We start from the raw sequence: 18,942 nt of genomic DNA, 5'->3' as shown, positions 1-18,942 counted from the left end.
CACCAACCCGTCATACGCTTTGTGCGCTGGTCTGGTGGGCTCGGATTTTTTTATAAGACACCGCCTTTGGACACGGCGGCCCATCCTATCGGATGGCCCGCCTTCGTGTCGTGTCCGTGCGTATGCGAACGGCGGGCTCCCCCGGAAGGGAGCCCGCCGTTGCGGTGCTCAGCGGCCGAGAGCGCGGCGGCCGCGGCCCTGGGAGAGGACCGGGAGGTTGCGGGACGGCGGACCCTGCGGGCCCGTCTCCTCGAGGCGCAGCGCCAGCGCCGGGCAGCGGCGCACCGCGCGCAGGGCCTTCGCCTCGGCGTACCGCGGCACCTGAGCCTGCGCCACGGTCGGGAAGCCGTCGGCACCCAGCTGGAACACCTCGGGGAGGATGTCCGCGCACAGTCCGTGGCCCCGGCACAGGGTCCAGTCGACGTAGATCTTCTGGCGGCTCGGGCCGTTCTCCTCGGACTCGCCGCCGCCCGGGATGCCCGTAGGGGCCCTGCCCCCCTCGAAGAGCGGCAGAACGCCCTCCACGGGCCGTCCGCAGCCGTTGCCGAGGACATGGGCGGCCAGGTCGTCCGTGAACGCCTTGATGGTCGACTCCAGGAACATCGCCGAGCCGTCCGGGTGCGAGCACGCGCCGCGCCGCTTCACGTTCTTGGCGACCTGCTTGAGCGCCTCCAGGGCGGCCGGCCCGCCGCCGTTGAGGATGTCCTCCAAGCCGCGCGCGGCGGCCGGCAGGCCGAGGTAGCAGGGGCCGCACTGGCCCGCGCTCTCCTCGGCCAGCCACTGCGCCACCCGCAGCGACTCGCCCAGCGGGCAGGTGTCCTGAGTGATCGGCAGGATCGCGCCGGCGCCTAGCGCGCCGCCCACCGCGTCCAGGGAGTTGCGGGAGACGATCGCCTCGTTGACCGTCGCCGCGTCGATCCACTTGCCGTGGTAGCCGCCGGTGAGCACGCCCTGCGGCACCGGCGGGGCGCCGGCCAGCTGCAGGACGTAGCGCAGCGGCACGCCCGTCGGGACCTCGATCACCATGGGGCGCGCGACCGCGCCGGAGACCGTGAGCATCACGGTGCCCGGCTCGTCGTACAGGCCGGTGTTGCCGTAGCGCTCCGGGCCGATGCGGGCGGCGATCGCCAGTTGGGCGAAGGTCTCGGCGTTGGACAGCAGGGTGGGCGCGCCGCCGACGCCGTTCTGTGAGGCGCTGACCTTGCGGCCCGGCGGGATGGCCGGGCCGCCGTCGATCGAGCGGATCAGCGACGCGGCGGCGCCGGTGACCATGCGGACCGGATTGCGCTGGACGCGTGCGCGCAGCGCCGAACGACGGCCGTTGTTCAGGCCGCGTTCGGACAGTGCCGCCTCCATGGAGCGCTGCGTCGACTCACGGGTGACCCCCACCACGAGCGTGCGGGCACCCAGCGCCTCGGCGCACAGCAGAGCGCCGTCCAGGATGAGGTGCGGGGCACGGTTGATCAGCACCGTGTCCTTGCGGCAGGCCGGCTCGTCCTCGCTTCCGTTCACGACGACGACCGGCCGGACGCCGCGCTTGATCGCCGCTTCGGCGACCGAGCGCAGCTTCTTGTGGAAGGGGAAGCCCGCGCCGCCGCGGCCCTTCAGGTTGATGCGCTCGGCGAGTTGAGCGAGCTGCTCGCCGCCCATCGGCTCGAGCGGCCCGTGCACCTTGAGGTGCATGGGCAGATCGAGCCGATCGACAAGGTCGAAGCCCGACGTGAGCTGCGGAAGGCCGACCACGCGGACTTCGGGTACGTCGGGCAGGGCCTCGTTCACTTAAAGCCTCCGGAAGGCGTGTTCCAAGGTTCGCCCGATCCCGGAGCGTCGAAGTCGTAGGACGCACCGGGATTTGTTTCATTGGCGGGACCGCTGTTGTACGTGTCGTTCGGGTAGTACGGGTCGAAGGCGGCGTTCGTCTCACCCGTGTCGTACACGTCACTCGATCCGTAACCGGCGGCGCCTGGATTGCCGTAGGCCGGGATGCTTTGTCCGGTGTCCTGCAGGGGGTCGTAGGGCGGGATGTTGAAGCCCGTGTCCTGGAGCGGGTCGTAGGCGGACGGCGGGGCCTCGCCGACCGGCGGCGGGGACGGGATCGGCCAGTTGCCCGAGGTGCTGGAGGGGCCGTCCACGGTCGGAATGGTCTCGGTGGGCTGCATGTCCAGCGGGAGCTGCATGCTGGTGGTCGGCCCGGGCGCGAAGGCCTGCCGGCCCTGGGGCGGGCCCGAGACGGCCCGGTAGGCGGCGGCGAAGCCGTTCGCCGGCTCCTTGGCCGCGGGGCGCTCGGCCTTCTCGTACAGCGGTCCCGACGGGGACGCCGCGGACCGCGTGGGAGCCTCCCGGCTCTCGTAGCCGGGCAGTCCGGAGCCGCCGCCGGCCCGGGCGCGGCTCTCCTCCAGGTCCCTGCGGGCCTGGCTCTCTCCGGCCCCGATCATCGAGGCGATCTTGTCGGCGACCCGGCGCTTGACCTGGCGCGGAGCCGAGCGCAGGGCGAGTGCTCCGGCCACGCCGGCCAGGGAGAGGCCGTACAGGATGACGAAGATCGGCTTGGCGGAGCGACCCGCGTAGAGTCCGTGGATCAGAGCGGCGCACCAGGCCGGGTAGGCCAGCATGTGCATGGCCCGCCAGCGCGCCGCGACGGGCGCGGGGGACGCGAAGCGGTTGCGCAGCACACCGGTGATGCCCACGAAGATCATGAGCATGCCCGCCAGAGTGCCCAGGCCGATCAGGAACGACCTGCCCCCGACCAGCTCGTCGTCGGTGAACACCAGCCCGAAGGGGATCACCGCCGCGACCCACGAGGTGTGGGCCAGCGCCAGCTTCACGCCGATGTGCACCAGCAGGAAGACGATCGAGGCGACGGCCGTGGTCCGGTGCACGGCCTGCGCCAGGATGCGGCGGCGGGTGTCGAGGAGGACCCGGTCCTGGGCGACCAGGCCCCAGATCACCGAGCACGTCAGACACACGAGGGACAGCACGCCCGCACCGAAGTTGAGGAACTCGGCGAACGAGTCGTCTGCCGTGGAGTCGTAGGGGTTCACGACAGGCCTCCCCACGTCCCGCTGAACGGGTGAAGGGAGGTGGTACTGCGATGAGGGTTCATGGGGGCAACTCCGAGCGGTTCGGGAAAGCAGCGGTCCCGCTGCCGAACTCTAAGCGGAGTGATACCGATCAGTACGAGGTTTGAGTTATTGCGCTGTTATCAAAGGACAATATGGCCGCGGCGATGTCCCTTAGCGACTGTTACGCGAAGTAACCATTGACCTTGGTTCAGCTTCTCGGGTGCCGTGACGGCCGTCGGAAGTGCGTCGCGGCGTGCTGAGGGCCTGCGGTACCCTAGCGCCATGCGTGCCGTACGCCTTCTGCTTAGCGGGCCGCGCTGATCAGTACCGGCCACCGGAGAAACCGAGTGACCGGCATCGGCGCGGCGTCCCCTCCTGTGTGAGGGGATTTTTCGTTTCTCGAACCAGACACCCGCGGCAGAGACGATCGATGGAGCTTTGAGGATCATGAGCGAGACGAACCCCGCCGCCACCTCCGAGGTGGCGGCGCCGCACCGCTACACGGCCGCCATGGCTGCCGAGATCGAGGCACGCTGGCAGGACTTCTGGGACGCCGACGGCACCTACGCCGCGCCCAACCCCAAGGGCGACCTGGCCGGTGACCCGGAGATCGTCGCCCGCCCCAAGAAGTTCATCATGGACATGTTCCCGTACCCCTCCGGTGCGGGCCTGCACGTCGGTCATCCCCTGGGCTACATCGCCACCGACGTCTTCGCGCGCTTCCAGCGGATGACCGGCCACAACGTCCTGCACACCCTGGGCTTCGACGCCTTCGGCCTGCCCGCCGAGCAGTACGCGGTGCAGACCGGCACGCACCCGCGCGTGTCCACCGAGGCCAACATGGAGAACATGAAGGCCCAGCTGCGCCGGCTGGGCCTGGGCCACGACAAGCGCCGGTCGTTCGCCACGATCGACCCGGACTACTACAAGTGGACCCAGTGGATCTTCCTGCAGATCTTCAACTCCTGGTACGACCACGACGCCCGCCGGGCCCGCCCGATCGCCGAGCTGGTCGCCGAGTTCGAGTCCGGTGAGCGGCCCGTACCGGGGCACACGCGCGCGTGGAGCGAGCTGAACGCCGCGGAGAAGGCCGACGTCCTGGGCGAGTTCCGGCTGGCCTACGCCTCCGACGCGCCCGTCAACTGGTGCCCCGGGCTGGGCACCGTGCTGGCCAACGAGGAGGTCACCGCCGAGGGCCGCTCCGAGCGCGGCAACTTCCCGGTCTTCAAGGCCAAGCTGCGCCAGTGGAACATGCGCATCACCGCCTACGCCGACCGGCTGCTGGAGGACCTGGACGCGCTGGACTGGCCCGAGGCCATCAAGCTGCAGCAGCGCAACTGGATCGGCCGCAGCGAGGGCGCCCGCGTCGACTTCCCCATCGACGGCGAGCGCATCACGGTCTTCACCACCCGTCCGGACACCCTGTTCGGCGCCACCTACATGGTCCTGGCGCCCGAGCACCCGCTGGTCGAGAAGTTCACCCCGGCCGCCTGGCCGGAGGGCACCCACGAGGTGTGGACCGGCGGTCACGCGACCCCGGCCGAGGCCGTCGCCGCCTACCGCGCCCAGGCCGCGTCCAAGTCCGACGTGGAGCGCCAGGCGGAGGCCAAGGACAAGACCGGCGTCTTCATCGGCGCCTATGCGACCAACCCGGTCAACGGCGAGCAGGTCCCGGTCTTCATCGCCGACTACGTGCTGATGGGCTACGGCACCGGCGCGATCATGGCCGTCCCGGCCGGTGACCAGCGCGACTTCGAGTTCGCGCGCGCCTTCGAGCTGCCGATCCACTGCATCGTCGAGCCGACCGACGGCCGCGGCACCGACACCTCCACCTGGGAGAACGCCTTCTCGTCGTACGACGCGAAGATCATCAACTCGTCGAACGGCCAGGTCAGCCTGGACGGCCTGGACGTCGCCGAGGCCAAGGCCCGCATCACCGAGTGGCTGGAGCGGGCCGGCGTCGGCGAGGGCACCGTCAACTTCCGGCTGCGCGACTGGCTGTTCAGCCGCCAGCGCTACTGGGGCGAGCCCTTCCCGATCGTCTACGACGAGGACGGCATCGCCCACGCGCTGCCCGAGTCGATGCTGCCCCTGGAGCTGCCCGAGGTCGAGGACTACAGCCCCCGCACCTTCGACCCGGACGACGCCGACACCCAGCCCGAGACGCCGCTGTCGCGCAACGAGGACTGGGTCAACGTCACGCTGGACCTGGGCGACGGCCGCGGCCCGCGCCCCTACCGGCGCGAGACCAACACCATGCCCAACTGGGCCGGCTCCTGCTGGTACGAACTGCGCTACCTGGACCCGCACAACTCCGAGAAGCTGGTCGACCCCGAGATCGAGCAGTACTGGATGGGCCCGCGCGAGGGCATGCCGCACGGCGGTGTCGACCTGTACGTCGGCGGCGCCGAGCACGCCGTGCTGCACCTGCTGTACGCGCGCTTCTGGTCCAAGGTCCTGTTCGACCTGGGGCACGTCTCCTCCGCCGAACCGTTCCACAAGCTGTTCAACCAGGGCATGATCCAGGCCTACGTCTACCGCGACAGCAGGGGCATCGCCGTGCCGGCCGCCGAGGTGGAGGAGCGCGACGGCGCGTACTACTACCAGGGCGAGAAGGTCTCCCGGCTGCTGGGCAAGATGGGCAAGTCCCTGAAGAACGCGGTCACTCCGGACGAGATCTGCGCCGAGTACGGAGCCGACACGCTGCGCCTGTACGAGATGGCCATGGGCCCGCTGGACGTCTCCCGGCCGTGGGACACGCGCGCGGTGGTCGGCCAGTTCCGCCTGCTGCAGCGGCTGTGGCGCAACATCGTCGACGAGGCCACCGGCGAGGTGACCGTGGTCGACGCCGAGCCGGACGAGGACACGCTGCGCGCCCTGCACAAGGCGATCGACGGGGTCCGCGGCGACCTGGAGGGCATGCGCTTCAACACCGCCATCGCCAAGGTCACCGAGCTGAACAACCACCTGACCAAGGCGGGCGGCGCGGTGCCGCGCTCGGTGGCCGAGCCGCTGGTGCTGATGGTCGCGCCGCTGGCCCCGCACATCGCCGAGGAGCTGTGGCGCAAGCTGGGGCACACGGACTCGGTGGTGCACCGGGACTTCCCGGTGGCCGACCCGGCGTACGTGGTCGACGAGACCGTGACCTGTGTCGTGCAGATCAAGGGCAAGGTCAAGGCGCGGCTGGAGGTCGCGCCGTCGATCTCCAACGACGAGCTGGAGAAGGTCGCGCTGGCGGACGAGAAGGTCGTCGCCGCGCTGGGCGGCGCGGGGATCCGGAAGGTGATCGTGCGCGCGCCGAAGCTGGTGAACATCGTCCCGGCGTAGCGGGCAGGGCGTGCGGGCCGCTCTCGGGGTGGTCCCCTACGGGCAGGTTCGGGGTTTTTCTGGAACTCCGGACCTGCCCGTTGCGTTTACCGTGGAAGAGCGACGCGAGGCGCCGTGACGTCCTGAGGAGGAGCCCTTGTGGAAGCAGTGATCGCAGTCTTCGCCCTGCTCTTCGTGCTCATTCTCGGGCTCGGGGCGTACGCCACCGTGAAGGCGGTCGGCGCCGCCAAGCGCGGCGTGGACCGTGGCATCACCCAGGCCCGCCGCACGGTCGAGGACCACACACTGCGCGCCAAGTCCTTCGCCCAGCCCGGCGCCGCGGGTGAACTCGCCCAGCTCAGACTGAAGCTGCGCACCTCGATGCGCGCCACCCAGGAGGCCCTGCACGCGGCCGTCGCCGAGGACGCCTCCCTGAAGGAGTCCCTCGGCCTCTTCGAGCGGCTCAGCGTGCACGGGCGGGAGCTGGACGACGAGCTCAAGCGACTGGAGTCCGAGCCGGACCGCGCCGCGCTCACCGAGCGGCTGCCCGGGCTGCGCGAGCGCACCGAACGCGTCACGCACTCCGCGGACGCGCTGCGCTGGGCCGCCCGCGACCGGGCCCGCCGCTTCGCCGACGACGACCTGGACACCCTCAGCGCCCAGATCGACGTGGAGTCCGGCGCGCTGCGGCACTGGACGGCGCCGGAGCCGCAGGCCGCGCAGGCCGCGTCCGCGCAGCAGGCGGCGCCCTCCCGGCAGCCCGGCTCGCCGCCGCCCGCGAGCGCGCCGTGGCCCGAGGCGCCCGCCGCCGACGCCGGCACGGCCGGGCAGACCTGGCCGGACGGCGCGCAGCCGGACCCGGCGCAGGAACCGTCACGGCCCGCCATCACACCGCCGGCGCCCCGGCTGACCCACCCCTGGCAGAAGAAGCCCCGCCCCGAGAGCACCACTTGATCCGGCCACTCGCACCGATGGCCGCGGGGGCCGGGCTGCCACATGAGCGCTACGGCAGGTAACCTCCAGCTCATGTCCCGCCATGTCGCGATCGTCACCGATTCAACGGCCTACCTGCCGGCCCGGACGATGGAGCGTCACGGCATCACGGCGGTCCCCCTGACCGTGGTCCTCGGTGACCGGGCGCTGGAGGAGGGCACCGAGATCTCGACCCGCGCCCTCGCCCAGGCTTTGCAGAAGCGGCGCTCTGTCACGACCTCGCGGCCGGCTCCGGCGCTCTTCGAGGAGACGTACCGCAAGGTCGCAGAGTCCGGCGCCACCGGCATCGTCTCCCTCCACCTCTCCGCCGAACTCTCCGGCACCTACGACGCGGCCGTCGTGGCCGCGCGGCAGGCCCCGGTTCCGGTGCGGGTGGTCGACACGGGCATGATCGCGATGGCGCTCGGCTTCTGCGCGCTCTCCGCGGCGCAGGTCGCGGAGTCGGGAGGGACGGTCGACGAGGCCGTCGCCGCCGCGGAGAAGCGGGCCGCGGGCACCTCCGCCTACTTCTACGTCGACACCCTCGACTACCTGCGGCGCGGCGGGCGTATCGGTGCCGCGCAGGCGCTGCTGGGCTCGGCGCTCGCGGTGAAGCCGCTGCTGCAACTGGCCGACGGCCGTATCGAACCGCTGGAAAAGGTGCGGACCGCGTCCAAGGCGATCGCCCGCCTCGAGGAGATCGCGGCCGACCGTGCGGGCGGTGCCCAGGTCGATGTCGCCGTCCACCATCTCGCCGCCCCGGACCGGGCATCGGCTCTCGCCGACCGACTGCGGACCCGGGTGCCGGGGCTGGCCGATCTGCATGTCAGTGAGGTCGGCGCGGTGATCGGGGCGCACACGGGCCCCGGTCTGCTGGGGGTTGTCGTTTCGCCCCGGTGAACGTTGCTGTGTGACCGCGTTCGCCCGTGTGAGTGGCGGGGTTTTCCCCAACCGGGGTGTCGTCCCCGGGAATCGACCATGATCATCGCGAGTGTGCCGGGTTGGCCGATCCTCGTCGCATGGCACTTCGATCACGTTCACGCACAGCGACGGCGACCAGTGGGCCGGGCCGTGGTCCGGCGTCCGACGGGCGCGTCCGTCCTCACCGACGCCCGCCGGCAGCGCGCGGGCGGACCCGGCAGCGTCAGGCCTCCGCGGAGGAACTGCGGCGGCGCGCGGGGGTGTTGTTCGACGGGTGCACCGGGCCGACGGGGTTCCCAGGACCGGCCGAGCCGGCGGAGCCGATGGAGCCGGCCGAACGGCCCCCGGGGCACCGGGAGTCGGGGCAGGGGCCCCCGGGCTGGGCCGAGGACGAGGGGAGCGGGGCGCGGTTCGGGGGTCAGGAGGCCGGGGGTGAGGAGGCCGGGGGGCATGCCTTGGGCAGCCGCTCGGAGTCGACTGTGGTTCAGGCTAAGGGCATCTGCGCTGAGCCGAGCGTCGTTCAGGCTGGGGGCGTCTGCGCTGAGCCGAGCGTCGTTCAGCGTGTGGGCGTAGGCCCCGAGCCGCATGTCGTTCAGCCTGGCGGCGTCCTCTCCGAGTCGGTGGGCGGGGGTGGCGGCCCCGCCGGGGGAGTGTGGCGGGAGCGGGCCGGGTCGGCGCTGTGGGAACGCATGCCGCTGTGGTTGCAGACCAGGTGCGGTCTGGAGCGACGGAGTGTGCTGGCCCTGGCGGTGGTGCTCGTGGTTGCGGCGGCCTTCGCCGTGCAGCACTTCTGGACGGGGCGGACGCAGTCCGTGAAGCCGCCGGAGGTGGTGCGGGCGGCTGTGCCGTACGGGGAGCGGCAGGAGAGCGGGTCGGGCGGTGAGCAGCGGGATCGGGGCGCCGCGGGTACGTCCGTCGGGGCCTCGTCCGGGCCGGTGAAGACCGGGGCGGGGGCGGGCGAGATCGTCGTGGACGTCGGCGGCAAGGTCAGGGACCCGGGGATCCACCGGCTGCCGCCGGGCTCGCGGGTGGCGGACGCGCTGCACGCGGCGGGCGGGGTGAAGCCGGGCACGAACACCGACGGGCTGAACCGGGCCCGGTTCCTCGTGGACGGCGAGCAGGTCATCGTCGGGGCACCGGCTCCCGCCGGCGGTCCGGGGACGGGCGGTACGGCTCCCGGTGGCCCGGCCGGTGCCGCCGGAAGCGCCGCCGGTGCCGCGGCGGGCGGGGCGGCCGCCGCGACGGCTCCGGTCTCCCTCAACACGGCCACCGCGGACCAACTCGACACTCTGCCCGGCGTGGGCCCGGTGCTGGCGCAGCACATCATCGACTACCGCACCCAGCACGGCGGTTTCCGTTCCGTGGACGAACTGCGCGAGGTGAACGGCATCGGCGATCGCCGTTTCGCCGACCTGCGCGCCCTTGTACGGCCATGAGGAGCGTTCCCGGCCCGGCCACGCGACCCGGCGAGGCCTCCGCCGCCTTGCCTCCCGCCCGGTCGTCCGTGCACGCGTCCTCCGGCACGCGTCTCGGCACCGCCCGGCCACGCCAGGAAGGACCCACGGACCTGCGGCTCGTGCCGCCCGCCCTCGCGGCCTGGGGTACGTCGGCGCTGGTCCTGGGCACATCGCCGAGGTGGGCGGTGGGCCTCGTGATCGGCTGCCTGGCGGCCGTGGGAATGCTGGCCTTGACCAGGTGGCACCGGGTCGCGCAGCGCCGGGTCGGGTCCTGGCCGCGTGCCACGCTCGCCGCCGTGCTGCTGTGTGTCGCCGCGGCGGCCGCCTCGGCCGGGCTGCACGGGGCGGATCTGCGCCGCGGGCCCGTGCCCGGTCTGGCGCGGGCGTACGCGACGGTGGCCGCCGAGGTCGAGGTGAGGTCCGATCCGCGGCTCACCCGGCCGCGGGTGAGGGGCGATCACGTGGCTCCGACGGCCGTGCTGATCGACGCCGACGTGCGGCGCGTCCACGAGGCGGGCGGCAGCATGGTGATCACACGGACGCCCGTGCTGGTGATCGTCGACGTGGACCCGGCCCCGCCCGGCCGGGCGGCCGACGGGCCCGGTCGGTCGCCGTGGCTGGGTCTGCTGCCGTCGACGCGGCTTCGGGTCGCGGGGCGGCTGGCGCCCGCGATGACCGGCGGCGACCGGGTCGCGGGAGTACTGCGGGTGCGGGACGCGGACGAACCACATGTGGTGGGGGAGCCCTCGGGCCCGCAGCGGCTCGCCGGACGGTTGCGTGCCGGGCTGCGGGAGGCGACCGACGGGCTGCCGGCGGATCCCCGGGCGCTGCTGCCGGGCCTGGTGGTCGGCGACACGTCACGGGTCACGCCGGAGCTGGAGGAGGCCTTCAAGGAAACCGACCTCACCCACACCTTGGCGGTATCCGGGGCGAACTTCACCATCCTCCTCGCCCTGCTCCTGGGGCCGCCGGGCCTGGCGCAGCACGTCGAGCGGCGGGGGCTCGCGCCGCGGCTCGGTGTCTCGCTGCGCGGGACGGCGGTGCTCGGGGGCGTGCTCTCGCTCGGGTTCGTCGTGGTGTGCAGACCGGACCCGAGTGTGGTGCGGGCCGCGGCCTGCGGAGCGGTGGCCTTGCTCGCCCTGGCGACCGGCCGCCGGAGGTCGATGATTCCGGCGCTGGCCACGGCCGTTCTGCTGCTGGTGCTGTACGACCCGTGGCTGGCGCGCAGTTACGGCTTCCTGCTGTCGGTCGTCGCGACCGGTGCGCTGCTCACGCTCGCGCCGCGCTGGAGTGCGGGGCTGCGGCGGCGCGGGGTGCCGCCGAGGTGGGCCGAGGCGCTGGGTGCGGCCGCGGCAGCGCAGGCGCTGTGCGCGCCCGTCGTCGCCGTGCTGTCGGCGCGGGTGAGTCTGGTGGCGGTGCCGTGCAACCTGCTCGCGGAGTTCGCGATCGCGCCGGCGACGGTGCTGGGGTTCGCGGCCCTGGCGGCGGCGCCGGTGGCGATGCCGGTGGCCAAGGCGCTGGCGTGGTGTGCGCACTGGCCCGCCTCGTGGATCGCGCGGATCGCCCGGGGCGGGGCGGCGCTGCCGGGCGGTGGGGTGGACTGGCCGGGCAGTTGGGCGGGCGCGGCGCTGCTCCTCGCCGTGATCCTGGCCCTGGTGCTCGTGGGGCGGCGGCTGCTCGGGCATCCCTGGTGGTGTGGGCTGTGCGCAGTGGTGCTGGCTCTGGTGGTGGTGCAGCCGGCTCCGTTGACCCGGGTGGTCACGGGCTGGCCGCCACCGGGGTGGCGGCTGGTGATGTGCGACGTGGGGCAGGGTGACGCCCTGGTGCTCGCGGCGGGCGAGGGGGCCGGCGTGGTGGTGGACGCGGGACCCGACCCGCGGCTCGTCGACCATTGCCTGCGCTCGCTGGGCATCAGCAGGGTCCCGCTGGTCGTGCTGACGCACTTCCACGCCGATCACGTGGCGGGACTGCCCGGGGTGCTGAGGGGACGGGCGGTGGGCGCGATCGAGACGACGGGCTTCGAGGAACCGGCCGACCAGGCTGCGTTCGTGCGGAGGCTGGCGGCGGCGCGGCGGATTCCCGTGACCACGGCAGCGGTCGGGGAGCGGCGGCGGGCGGGGGAGTTGTCCTGGCAGGTGGTCTGGCCGCCCCCGAGCCCACCGCCGGACGCGTCGCCCGGCTCGCCGCCTCCGGGGCTTCCCGGTGTGCCCGCGGGGGTGCTTCCGGCCCACCCGGTGCCGGAAGGGCCGAACGACGCCAGCGTCGCGCTGCTGGTCCGTACGGCCGGACTGCGGCTGCTCCTCCTCGGGGACCTGGAGCCCCCGGCGCAACGGGCCCTGGCACGCTCGCCGGCGGCCGAGGCGCTGGAGGGTGTGGACGTGCTGAAGGTCGCCCACCACGGCTCGGCGTACCAGGACCCGGGCCTCATACGCCGGGCCGCTCCGCGGCTGGCCCTCATCTCCTGCGGTGCGGACAACTCCTACGGGCATCCGGCGCCCGGCACGGTGGCGGCGCTGCGCGCCGGGGGCGCGGCGGTGCTGCGGACGGACCGGGACGGCGCGCTCGCGGTCACCGGTGGGGGCGGTGAGCTGAAGGTGGCGCGAGACTGAAGGCATGAACTCAGCACAGGTTGATGCCTATCTGCGCCGACTGGGAGTCGAGCACCCGGCGTGGCCCACGGTCGACGCGCTGCGCGAACTGCACCTGCGGCACCTGCGGACCGTGCCGTTCGAGAACCTCTCGATCCATCTGGGCGAGGAGATCGTGCTGGAGGAGAAGCGGCTGCTGGACAAGGTGGTGGGCGCGCGGCGGGGCGGGTTCTGCTACGAACTCAACGGGTCGTTCGGGGCGTTGCTCGCGGCACTGGGGTACGACGTGGCGCTGCTGGCGGCGCGGGTGTACGGGGAGGAGGGACGGCTCGGGATCCCGTACGACCATCTCGCGCTCCGGGTGCGGACGGTGGACGGGGGCGACTGGCTGGCCGACGTGGGGTTCGGGGCGCACAGCCACCTTCCGCTGGCGTTCGGGGAGCGGGGGGAGCAGGAGGACCCGGGAGGCACGTTCCGGATCGTCGAGGCGGGGCCGGACGCGGCCGGGGTGCGCGGTGGGCACGGCACGGTCGAGGCGGCGGACCTGGACGTGCTCCGGGACGGCCGGCCGCAGTACCGCCTGGAGGTGCGGCCGCGGGCGCTCGGCGACTTCGTGGCCGGGGCGTGGTGGCACAGCACGTCGTCGGTGTCGCACTTCACGCGGTCGCTGGTCTGCTCGCGGGTGACGGAGGAAGGGGGACGGATCACGCTCAGCGGACGGCGGTTCACGGTGACCGCGGCCGACGGGACGCGGGAGGAGAGGGAACTGGAGACGGACGAGGAGGTGCTCGGGGTGTACCGGGAGCGGTTCGGGGTCGAACTCGACACGGTGCCGGTGTCACGGAATCCCGCGTAGGCGTCAGTTCGCGGTCACGGACGCCGTCGGGCGCACGGTCGTCAGCGGCGGGGCGGATCCTTACGGGTCGTTCGTGACGACGGTGCCCGCGGGGGAGTACCGGCTCGCGGTGTCGGCGGAGGGGTACAGGCCCTACCGGGCGACGACGCAGGTCGCGGAGAACACGCTCGCCTCGCTCGGGGACGTGACGCTGCAGGTCGCCCGGCCGCCGGAGCTTCCCGACGCCGGTGACTGGGGGCTGGGCTGAGCGGCCGGCCCGCGACGCGGTGTCGGACAATGTCCGGCGTGAGTGATGTGCGACATGTGCTGGTGCTGCCCGACCGTGACTCCGCGGAAGAGGTCGTGGAGGCGCTGCGGGAGCGGTTCCGGGTCGTCGAGGAGCCGCAGCTGGTGCGGGACGCCCTGGCCGGGGAGGACGACGCCGAGGACGCGCAGTGGCTGGTCGTCCTGCGCGACGAGGACGAGCGGCTGGACCCCGGCGAGCTGGACCGGCTGGCCGGTGAGTGGGAGGGCTGGCGGGAGGAACCGTAGGCCCCCGGCAGGCCATGGCCCGCTCGCCCTACCGGCCTTCCGGCGTGCTCGCCCGCCCGGCCTTCGGGTATGTCCGTCCGCCCGGCCTTCCGGCGTGCTCGCCCGCCCGGCCTTCGGGTATGTCCGTCCGCCCGGCCTTCCGGCGTGCTCGCCCGCCCGGCCTTCGGGCATGTCCGCCCGCCCGGCCTTCCGGCACGCTCGCCCGCCCGGTGCTCTGCGCCCCCGGATGCCTTCCGTGCGCGTACGCCCCGGTCCGTCGGGACCCGCTGTCAGTGGTGCGTGGGATGCTTGGGGCGATGGCCAGAAAGACTGCGAATGACGACCCTCTCGCCCCGGTGACGCTCGCCGTGGGCCAGGAAGAGCTGCTCCTCGACCGCGCGGTGCAGGAGGTGGTGGCCGCGGCGAAGGCCTCCGACGCCGACACGGACGTACGGGACCTGACCCCGGACCAGTTGCAGCCGGGCACGCTCGCCGAGCTGACGAGCCCCTCGCTCTTCGCGGAGCGCAAAGTCGTGGTCGTCCGCAACGCGCAGGATCTGTCCGCCGACACCATCAAGGACGTGAAGGCGTACCTCGGGGCTCCGGCCGAGGAGATCACCCTCGTGCTGCTGCACGCCGGCGGGGCGAAGGGCAAGGGACTGCTCGACGCGGCGCGCAAGGCGGGCGCGCGCGAGGTGGCCTGCCCGAAGATGACGAAGCCGGCGGACCGGCTGGCGTTCGTGCGGGGTGAGTTCAGGACGGCGGGGCGGTCTGCCACGCCGGAGGCGTGCCAGGCGCTGGTCGACGCGATCGGCAGCGACCTGAGGGAGCTGGCCTCGGCGGTCTCGCAGCTGGTCGCGGACATCGAGGGGACGATCGACGAGGCCGTCGTCGGGCGGTACTACACGGGACGGGCCGAGGCGTCGAGCTTCACGGTCGCCGACCGGGCGGTCGAGGGGCGGGCCGCGGAGGCCCTGGAGGCGTTGCGCTGGTCGCTGGCGACCGGGGTCGCGCCGGTGCTGATCACGAGTGCGCTCGCGCAGGGTGTCCGGGCGATCGGGAAGCTGTCGTCCGCGCGCGGGGGGCGGCCGGCAGATCTGGCGCGGGAGCTGGGCATGCCACCGTGGAAGATCGACCGGGTGCGCCAGCAGATGCGGGGCTGGACTCCGGACGGGGTGTCGGTCGCGCTGCGCGCCGTGGCCGAGGCGGACGCGGGGGTGAAGGGCGGCGGTGACGACCCCGAGTACGCCCTGGAGAAGGCCGTGGTCACCATCGCCCGGGCGGCCCGTTCCCGGGGCCGGGCCTAAGGCTCCCCGGGTGGGTGGGCCGGGCCTGAGGCTCCCCCCGGGTGGGTGGGCCGGGCCTAAGGGGCTCCCCCCGGGTGGCTGTACGCGCGGCTCCCAGGCCCTCGTGTCGCATGCTCCAGCGCTGCCGGTTCTCTTCTGCCGGTTCTCCTCTCCCGGTTCTCCACCACGAGCTCGCCGTCCCCCGCTCGGCGGCCCGGCACCCGATGCCCGGCGGCCCCGCCCGAGAGCATCGAGTCGCTCAGAAGACCGGCTCTCCCATCCCCAGCAGGTTCCCCTCGCTGTCGTGGAACCAGGCGCCGCGTTCACCCCGCGCGCCCTTGCTCGGGTAGTTGCCCTCGACCTCGGCGATCCCGTCCCGGGTGTGGAAGCCGGGGGCGTCGACCTCCTCGAACACCACCCCGCGGCGCTTCAGCCCGGCCACGGCCGCCTCGATGTCCTCGACCTCCAAGGCCATCTGCGTGAAGGTGCCGGGCGAGGTCCCCGTCGACCGGAACAGGACGAACTCCGCGCCGCCGCACCGGTAGAGCAGCCCACCCGGGCGTTCGTCGACAGGGTCGAGGCCCAGTTTCTCGGAGTAGAAGCGCCGCGCCCGCTCCAGGTCCTGGGCGGGGAGCCTGGTCGCAGCGCCGACCAGAACCGGCGCGCCGGTGGTGTGTGCGGTGCCGTGTGCGGTGCCGTGTGCGTCCATCTCTCCACTGTGCCGTGATCGAGTCGCCCTCCTCCTGCCGAAGAGGAGAATCGGGTGTATCAGCCGACGTCGCCGAGCGATGGAGAGGTGGCGAGGGTCATGGCTGAACACCCGCACGCCGTACTGGTCCGCAGGGGCTTCGAGGCCTTCTCACGCGGTGACATGGACACTCTGCGAGAGCTGATCGCCAAGGACGCGACACATCACGTGCCCGGCAGTCACCCGCTCTCGGGTGACTTCAAGGGCCAGGACGCGATCATGGACATGTACCGGCGGCTCGGTGAGGAGACCGCCGGATCGATGCGTCTGGAGATGCTCGGGATCGCCGTGGACGGCCGGGGACACGCGGTCGGCATGTGCAGGTTCACCGCCGAACGCAACGGCAAGCGCCTCGACGACACCGGCTGCATCGTCTTCCGGATCGTCGGCGACAAGGTCACCGACCTCGACGAGTGCGTCGAGGACATCGACAAGAACAACGAGTTCTGGTCCTGAACAGGCCGAAGGCCCCGCCGACCGCCCTGGGGAAGGGCGGCAGGCGGGGCCTTCGGTTCAAGCTGTTCGAGCTGCTGGATCCGCGCCCGCGTGGCGAACGCAGGCCGCGCGCGGATCCGAGGGTGCCGGACGGGAGCGGATGAGAGAGGGCCCGCTCGATTCCCTCCGGCGTCACATCAGATGTCAGCCCTTGAGCGCGTCGACCTTCGAAGCAAGCGCCGACTTCTTGTTGGCGGCCTGGTTCTTGTGGATGACGCCCTTGGAGACGGCCTTGTCGAGCTGACGCGCGGCGACGCGCTGGTACTCGGTGGCCTTCTCGACGTCACCCGCGGCAGCAGCCTCACGGGCCTTGCGGATCGCGGTCTTGAGGGAGGACTTGACGGCCTTGTTGCGCAGCCGCGCCTTCTCGTTGGTCTTGATCCGCTTGATCTGGGACTTGATGTTCGCCACGAAGGAGCCTTCTCAGGTTCTGGCACGAGGCCGCACGGAGACCGCACGATTCCCGCACCGGGTGATTTCTTGAGGTCGCGCCTCCTGCGAGAGGGCATGAGGCACAGCCACCCAGGCTACCAGCGGCCCCTCGCGCGGCCCAAACCCGTCCGTGGTCCCCACCCGTGGGACCATGGAGGCTACGTATCGATCCGACCCGAGACCGCAGACACTGCGGACGCCTCAAGAATCAGGACCCTGCGTGCCCGCGATCCCCAGCCACGTGCCCGAGCCGAGCCGTACCGACCCGGCTCTGATCCGCAACTTCTGCATCATCGCGCACATCGACCACGGCAAGTCCACGCTCGCCGACCGGATGCTCCAGCTGACCGGAGTGGTCGAGCAGCGGCAGATGCGCGCCCAGTACCTCGACCGCATGGACATCGAGCGCGAGCGTGGCATCACGATCAAGTCACAGGCGGTGCGTCTGCCGTGGGCCCCGACCCACGACAAGAACGACGTGCACATCCTCAACATGATCGACACCCCGGGGCACGTCGACTTCACCTACGAGGTCTCCCGGTCGCTCGCCGCGTGCGAGGGGACCATCCTCCTGGTCGACGCAGCCCAGGGCATCGAGGCGCAGACCCTCGCCAACCTCTACCTGGCGATGGAGAACGACCTCACGATCATCCCGGTGCTCAACAAGATCGACCTGCCCGCCGCGCAGCCCGAGAAGTTCTCGGAGGAGCTCGCCAACCTGGTCGGGTGCGACCCCGAGGACGTGCTCAAGGTCTCGGCCAAGACGGGTCTGGGCGTCGAGGCGCTGCTGGACAAGGTCGTCGCGGAGATCCCCCCGCCGGTCGGTGTCGCGGACGCCCCCGCCCGCGCGATGATCTTCGACTCGGTCTACGACTCCTACCGCGGTGTCGTGACGTACGTCCGTGTCATCGACGGCCAGCTCAACAAGCGCGAGCGGATCCGGATGATGTCCACCGGCGCCACGCACGAGCTGCTGGAGATCGGCACCAACTCGCCGGAGATGCTGCCGGCCGACGGTCTCGGCGTCGGTGAGGTGGGCTACCTGATCACCGGCGTGAAGGACGTCCGCCAGTCCAAGGTCGGTGACACGGTCACCAGCCAGCACAAGGGCGCCGAGGAGGCGCTCGGCGGCTACAAGGACCCCAAGCCGATGGTGTTCTCCGGCCTCTACCCGCTGGACGGCTCGGACTACCCGGAGCTGCGCGAGGCCCTGGACAAGCTGCAGCTCAACGACGCCGCGCTGGTCTACGAGCCGGAGACCTCCGCCGCCCTCGGCTTCGGCTTCCGCGTCGGCTTCCTCGGCCTGCTGCACCTGGACGTGATCCGCGAGCGGCTGGAGCGCGAGTTCGGCCTCGACCTCATCGCCACCGCGCCGAACGTGGTCTACCGCGTCCTCATGGAGGACGGCACCGAGCACACCGTCACCAACCCCAGCGAGTTCCCCGAGGGCAAGATCTCGGAGGTCTACGAGCCGGTCGTGCGGGCCACCATCCTCGCGCCCAGCGAGTTCATCGGCTCGATCATGGAGCTGTGCCAGACCCGGCGCGGTGTCCTGCTCGGCATGGACTACCTCTCCGAGGACCGGGTCGAGATCCGCTACACCCTGCCGCTCGCCGAGATCGTCTTCGACTTCTTCGACCAGCTGAAGTCCAAGACCCGCGGCTACGCCTCGCTGGACTACGAGCCCACCGGCGAGCAGACCTCCAGCCTGGTCAAGGTCGACATCCTGCTGCACGGCGACAAGGTCGACGCCTTCTCGGCGATCACCCACAAGGACCAGGCGTACGCGTACGGCGTGCGGCTCGTCGCCAAGCTCAAGGAGCTCATCCCGCGGCAGGCCTTCGAGGTGCCGGTCCAGGCCGCCATCGGCTCCCGGGTCATCGCCCGCGAGACCATCCGCGCCATCCGCAAGGACGTCCTCGCCAAGTGCTACGGCGGTGACATCTCGCGTAAGCGGAAGCTGCTGGAGAAGCAGAAGGAGGGCAAGAAGCGGATGAAGATGGTGGGTTCCGTGGAAGTTCCGCAGGAGGCCTTCATCGCCGTCCTGTCGAGCGATGACAGCGCGGGGTCGGGCAAGGGCAAGAAGTAATCACGGATTACCGTGGGTTACACCGCAAACCGGGTAGAACAGGGGCCCGCCGTGCGAAAGTGCGGCGGGCCCTGCGCGTCCGCGGGGTAGCTCTCTGTACGAAGTGACAGGCCGCCGCCCCTTACGCGGGGGCCGGTCGGCCTTTACTCTGATCCCTGCTCGATAGTTACTCGCGAGTTAAACAACGGGGTGTGCACTGCGCCCCGTGACGCCTCGTGAG

14 protein-coding genes and 1 pseudogene are annotated in these 18,942 nt (G+C 72.0%); 11 read left to right on the top strand and 4 right to left on the bottom strand.

Going from position 1 to position 18,942, the window contains the following annotated elements; genetic code table 11:
- Window positions 1–168: 168 nt before the first annotated feature.
- Window positions 169–1,779, bottom strand: a complete 1,611-nt coding sequence (locus ACFV20_RS15380) for an NADH-ubiquinone oxidoreductase-F iron-sulfur binding region domain-containing protein (protein WP_385656456.1) — start codon at window positions 1,777–1,779, stop codon at window positions 169–171.
- A complete protein-coding gene (locus ACFV20_RS15375) occupies window positions 1,776–3,041 on the bottom strand; it encodes a cytochrome b/b6 domain-containing protein (RefSeq protein ID WP_385656454.1) in 1,266 nt (421 codons plus the stop codon). The genes ACFV20_RS15380 and ACFV20_RS15375 overlap by 4 nt, the downstream gene beginning before the upstream one ends.
- A gap of 468 nt (window positions 3,042–3,509) precedes the next feature.
- Between ACFV20_RS15375 and leuS the strand changes: the two genes are divergently transcribed.
- The 9 genes and pseudogenes from leuS to holA all read left to right on the top strand — a co-directional run bounded on the left by leuS (window position 3,510) and on the right by holA (window position 14,979).
- Window positions 3,510–6,389: a leucine--tRNA ligase gene (leuS, locus tag ACFV20_RS15370; RefSeq protein WP_385656452.1), complete on the top strand. Its 2,880-nt coding sequence runs from the start codon at window positions 3,510–3,512 to the stop codon at window positions 6,387–6,389.
- Between the two features lie 138 nt (window positions 6,390–6,527).
- Window positions 6,528–7,322, top strand: coding sequence for a hypothetical protein (locus ACFV20_RS15365; RefSeq protein ID WP_385656450.1), 795 nt, complete (start codon window positions 6,528–6,530; stop codon window positions 7,320–7,322).
- A gap of 72 nt (window positions 7,323–7,394) precedes the next feature.
- On the top strand, window positions 7,395–8,240 hold the full coding sequence (locus ACFV20_RS15360; protein ID WP_385656449.1) for a DegV family protein: 846 nt from the start codon (window positions 7,395–7,397) through the stop codon (window positions 8,238–8,240).
- Window positions 8,241–8,359: 119 nt separating this feature from the next.
- The gene (locus ACFV20_RS15355) at window positions 8,360–9,697 is read left to right on the top strand and encodes a helix-hairpin-helix domain-containing protein (protein WP_385656447.1); all 1,338 of its coding nucleotides are present in this window, start codon (window positions 8,360–8,362) and stop codon (window positions 9,695–9,697) included.
- Window positions 9,694–12,327 carry a ComEC/Rec2 family competence protein gene (locus tag ACFV20_RS15350; protein WP_385656446.1) on the top strand — a complete coding sequence of 878 codons (2,634 nt, stop codon included), beginning with the start codon at window positions 9,694–9,696 and terminating at the stop codon, window positions 12,325–12,327. The genes ACFV20_RS15355 and ACFV20_RS15350 overlap by 4 nt, the downstream gene beginning before the upstream one ends.
- Window positions 12,328–12,331: 4 nt before the next feature.
- A complete protein-coding gene (locus ACFV20_RS15345; RefSeq protein ID WP_385656445.1) occupies window positions 12,332–13,162 on the top strand; it encodes an arylamine N-acetyltransferase in 831 nt (276 codons plus the stop codon).
- A pseudogene (locus ACFV20_RS15340) lies at window positions 13,152–13,397 on the top strand (PEGA domain-containing protein); the annotation flags it as partial. The gene ACFV20_RS15345 and the pseudogene ACFV20_RS15340, both read left to right, overlap by 11 nt.
- A gap of 50 nt (window positions 13,398–13,447) precedes the next feature.
- Window positions 13,448–13,693 (top strand): hypothetical protein, encoded by a 246-nt coding sequence (locus ACFV20_RS15335; RefSeq protein WP_385656443.1) that lies wholly within the window; start codon window positions 13,448–13,450, stop codon window positions 13,691–13,693.
- A gap of 296 nt (window positions 13,694–13,989) precedes the next feature.
- Window positions 13,990–14,979: a DNA polymerase III subunit delta gene (gene holA, locus ACFV20_RS15330; protein ID WP_385656442.1), complete on the top strand. Its 990-nt coding sequence runs from the start codon at window positions 13,990–13,992 to the stop codon at window positions 14,977–14,979.
- 238 nt (window positions 14,980–15,217) lie between these two features.
- On the opposite strand, the gene ACFV20_RS15325 is transcribed toward holA, so the two are convergent.
- Window positions 15,218–15,667, bottom strand: coding sequence for a VOC family protein (locus ACFV20_RS15325; protein ID WP_385656440.1), 450 nt, complete (start codon window positions 15,665–15,667; stop codon window positions 15,218–15,220).
- Between the two features lie 99 nt (window positions 15,668–15,766).
- On the opposite strand from ACFV20_RS15325, the gene ACFV20_RS15320 reads away from it, so the two are divergent.
- Window positions 15,767–16,162 (top strand): nuclear transport factor 2 family protein, encoded by a 396-nt coding sequence (locus tag ACFV20_RS15320; RefSeq protein WP_385656438.1) that lies wholly within the window; start codon window positions 15,767–15,769, stop codon window positions 16,160–16,162.
- Between the two features lie 183 nt (window positions 16,163–16,345).
- Here the strand turns inward: ACFV20_RS15320 and rpsT are convergent, their stop codons facing one another.
- Window positions 16,346–16,612: a 30S ribosomal protein S20 gene (gene rpsT, locus ACFV20_RS15315; RefSeq protein ID WP_053669127.1), complete on the bottom strand. Its 267-nt coding sequence runs from the start codon at window positions 16,610–16,612 to the stop codon at window positions 16,346–16,348.
- Window positions 16,613–16,853: 241 nt separating this feature from the next.
- On the opposite strand from rpsT, the gene lepA reads away from it, so the two are divergent.
- The gene (gene lepA / locus ACFV20_RS15310) at window positions 16,854–18,722 is read left to right on the top strand and encodes a translation elongation factor 4 (RefSeq protein WP_385656435.1); all 1,869 of its coding nucleotides are present in this window, start codon (window positions 16,854–16,856) and stop codon (window positions 18,720–18,722) included.
- Window positions 18,723–18,942 lie beyond the last annotated feature (220 nt).

Origin of the sequence: Streptomyces sp. NPDC059696, from assembly GCF_042733745.1 — a bacterium.
Taxonomy (GTDB): Bacteria; Actinomycetota; Actinomycetes; order Streptomycetales; family Streptomycetaceae; genus Streptomyces.
This window is presented reverse-complemented; position numbering and strand designations above follow the sequence as displayed.

Coding starts and splice junctions, on each gene's coding strand:
- leuS (WP_385656452.1), top strand. CDS start 3,510: ATGAGCGAGACGAACCCCGCCGCCACCTCCGAGGTGGCGGCGCCGCAC.
- ACFV20_RS15360 (WP_385656449.1), top strand. CDS start 7,395: ATGTCCCGCCATGTCGCGATCGTCACCGATTCAACGGCCTACCTGCCG.
- ACFV20_RS15355 (WP_385656447.1), top strand. CDS start 8,360: ATGGCACTTCGATCACGTTCACGCACAGCGACGGCGACCAGTGGGCCG.
- ACFV20_RS15350 (WP_385656446.1), top strand. CDS start 9,694: ATGAGGAGCGTTCCCGGCCCGGCCACGCGACCCGGCGAGGCCTCCGCC.
- ACFV20_RS15345 (WP_385656445.1), top strand. CDS start 12,332: ATGAACTCAGCACAGGTTGATGCCTATCTGCGCCGACTGGGAGTCGAG.
- holA (WP_385656442.1), top strand. CDS start 13,990: ATGGCCAGAAAGACTGCGAATGACGACCCTCTCGCCCCGGTGACGCTC.
- ACFV20_RS15325 (WP_385656440.1), bottom strand. CDS start 15,667: ATGGACGCACACGGCACCGCACACGGCACCGCACACACCACCGGCGCG.
- ACFV20_RS15320 (WP_385656438.1), top strand. CDS start 15,767: ATGGCTGAACACCCGCACGCCGTACTGGTCCGCAGGGGCTTCGAGGCC.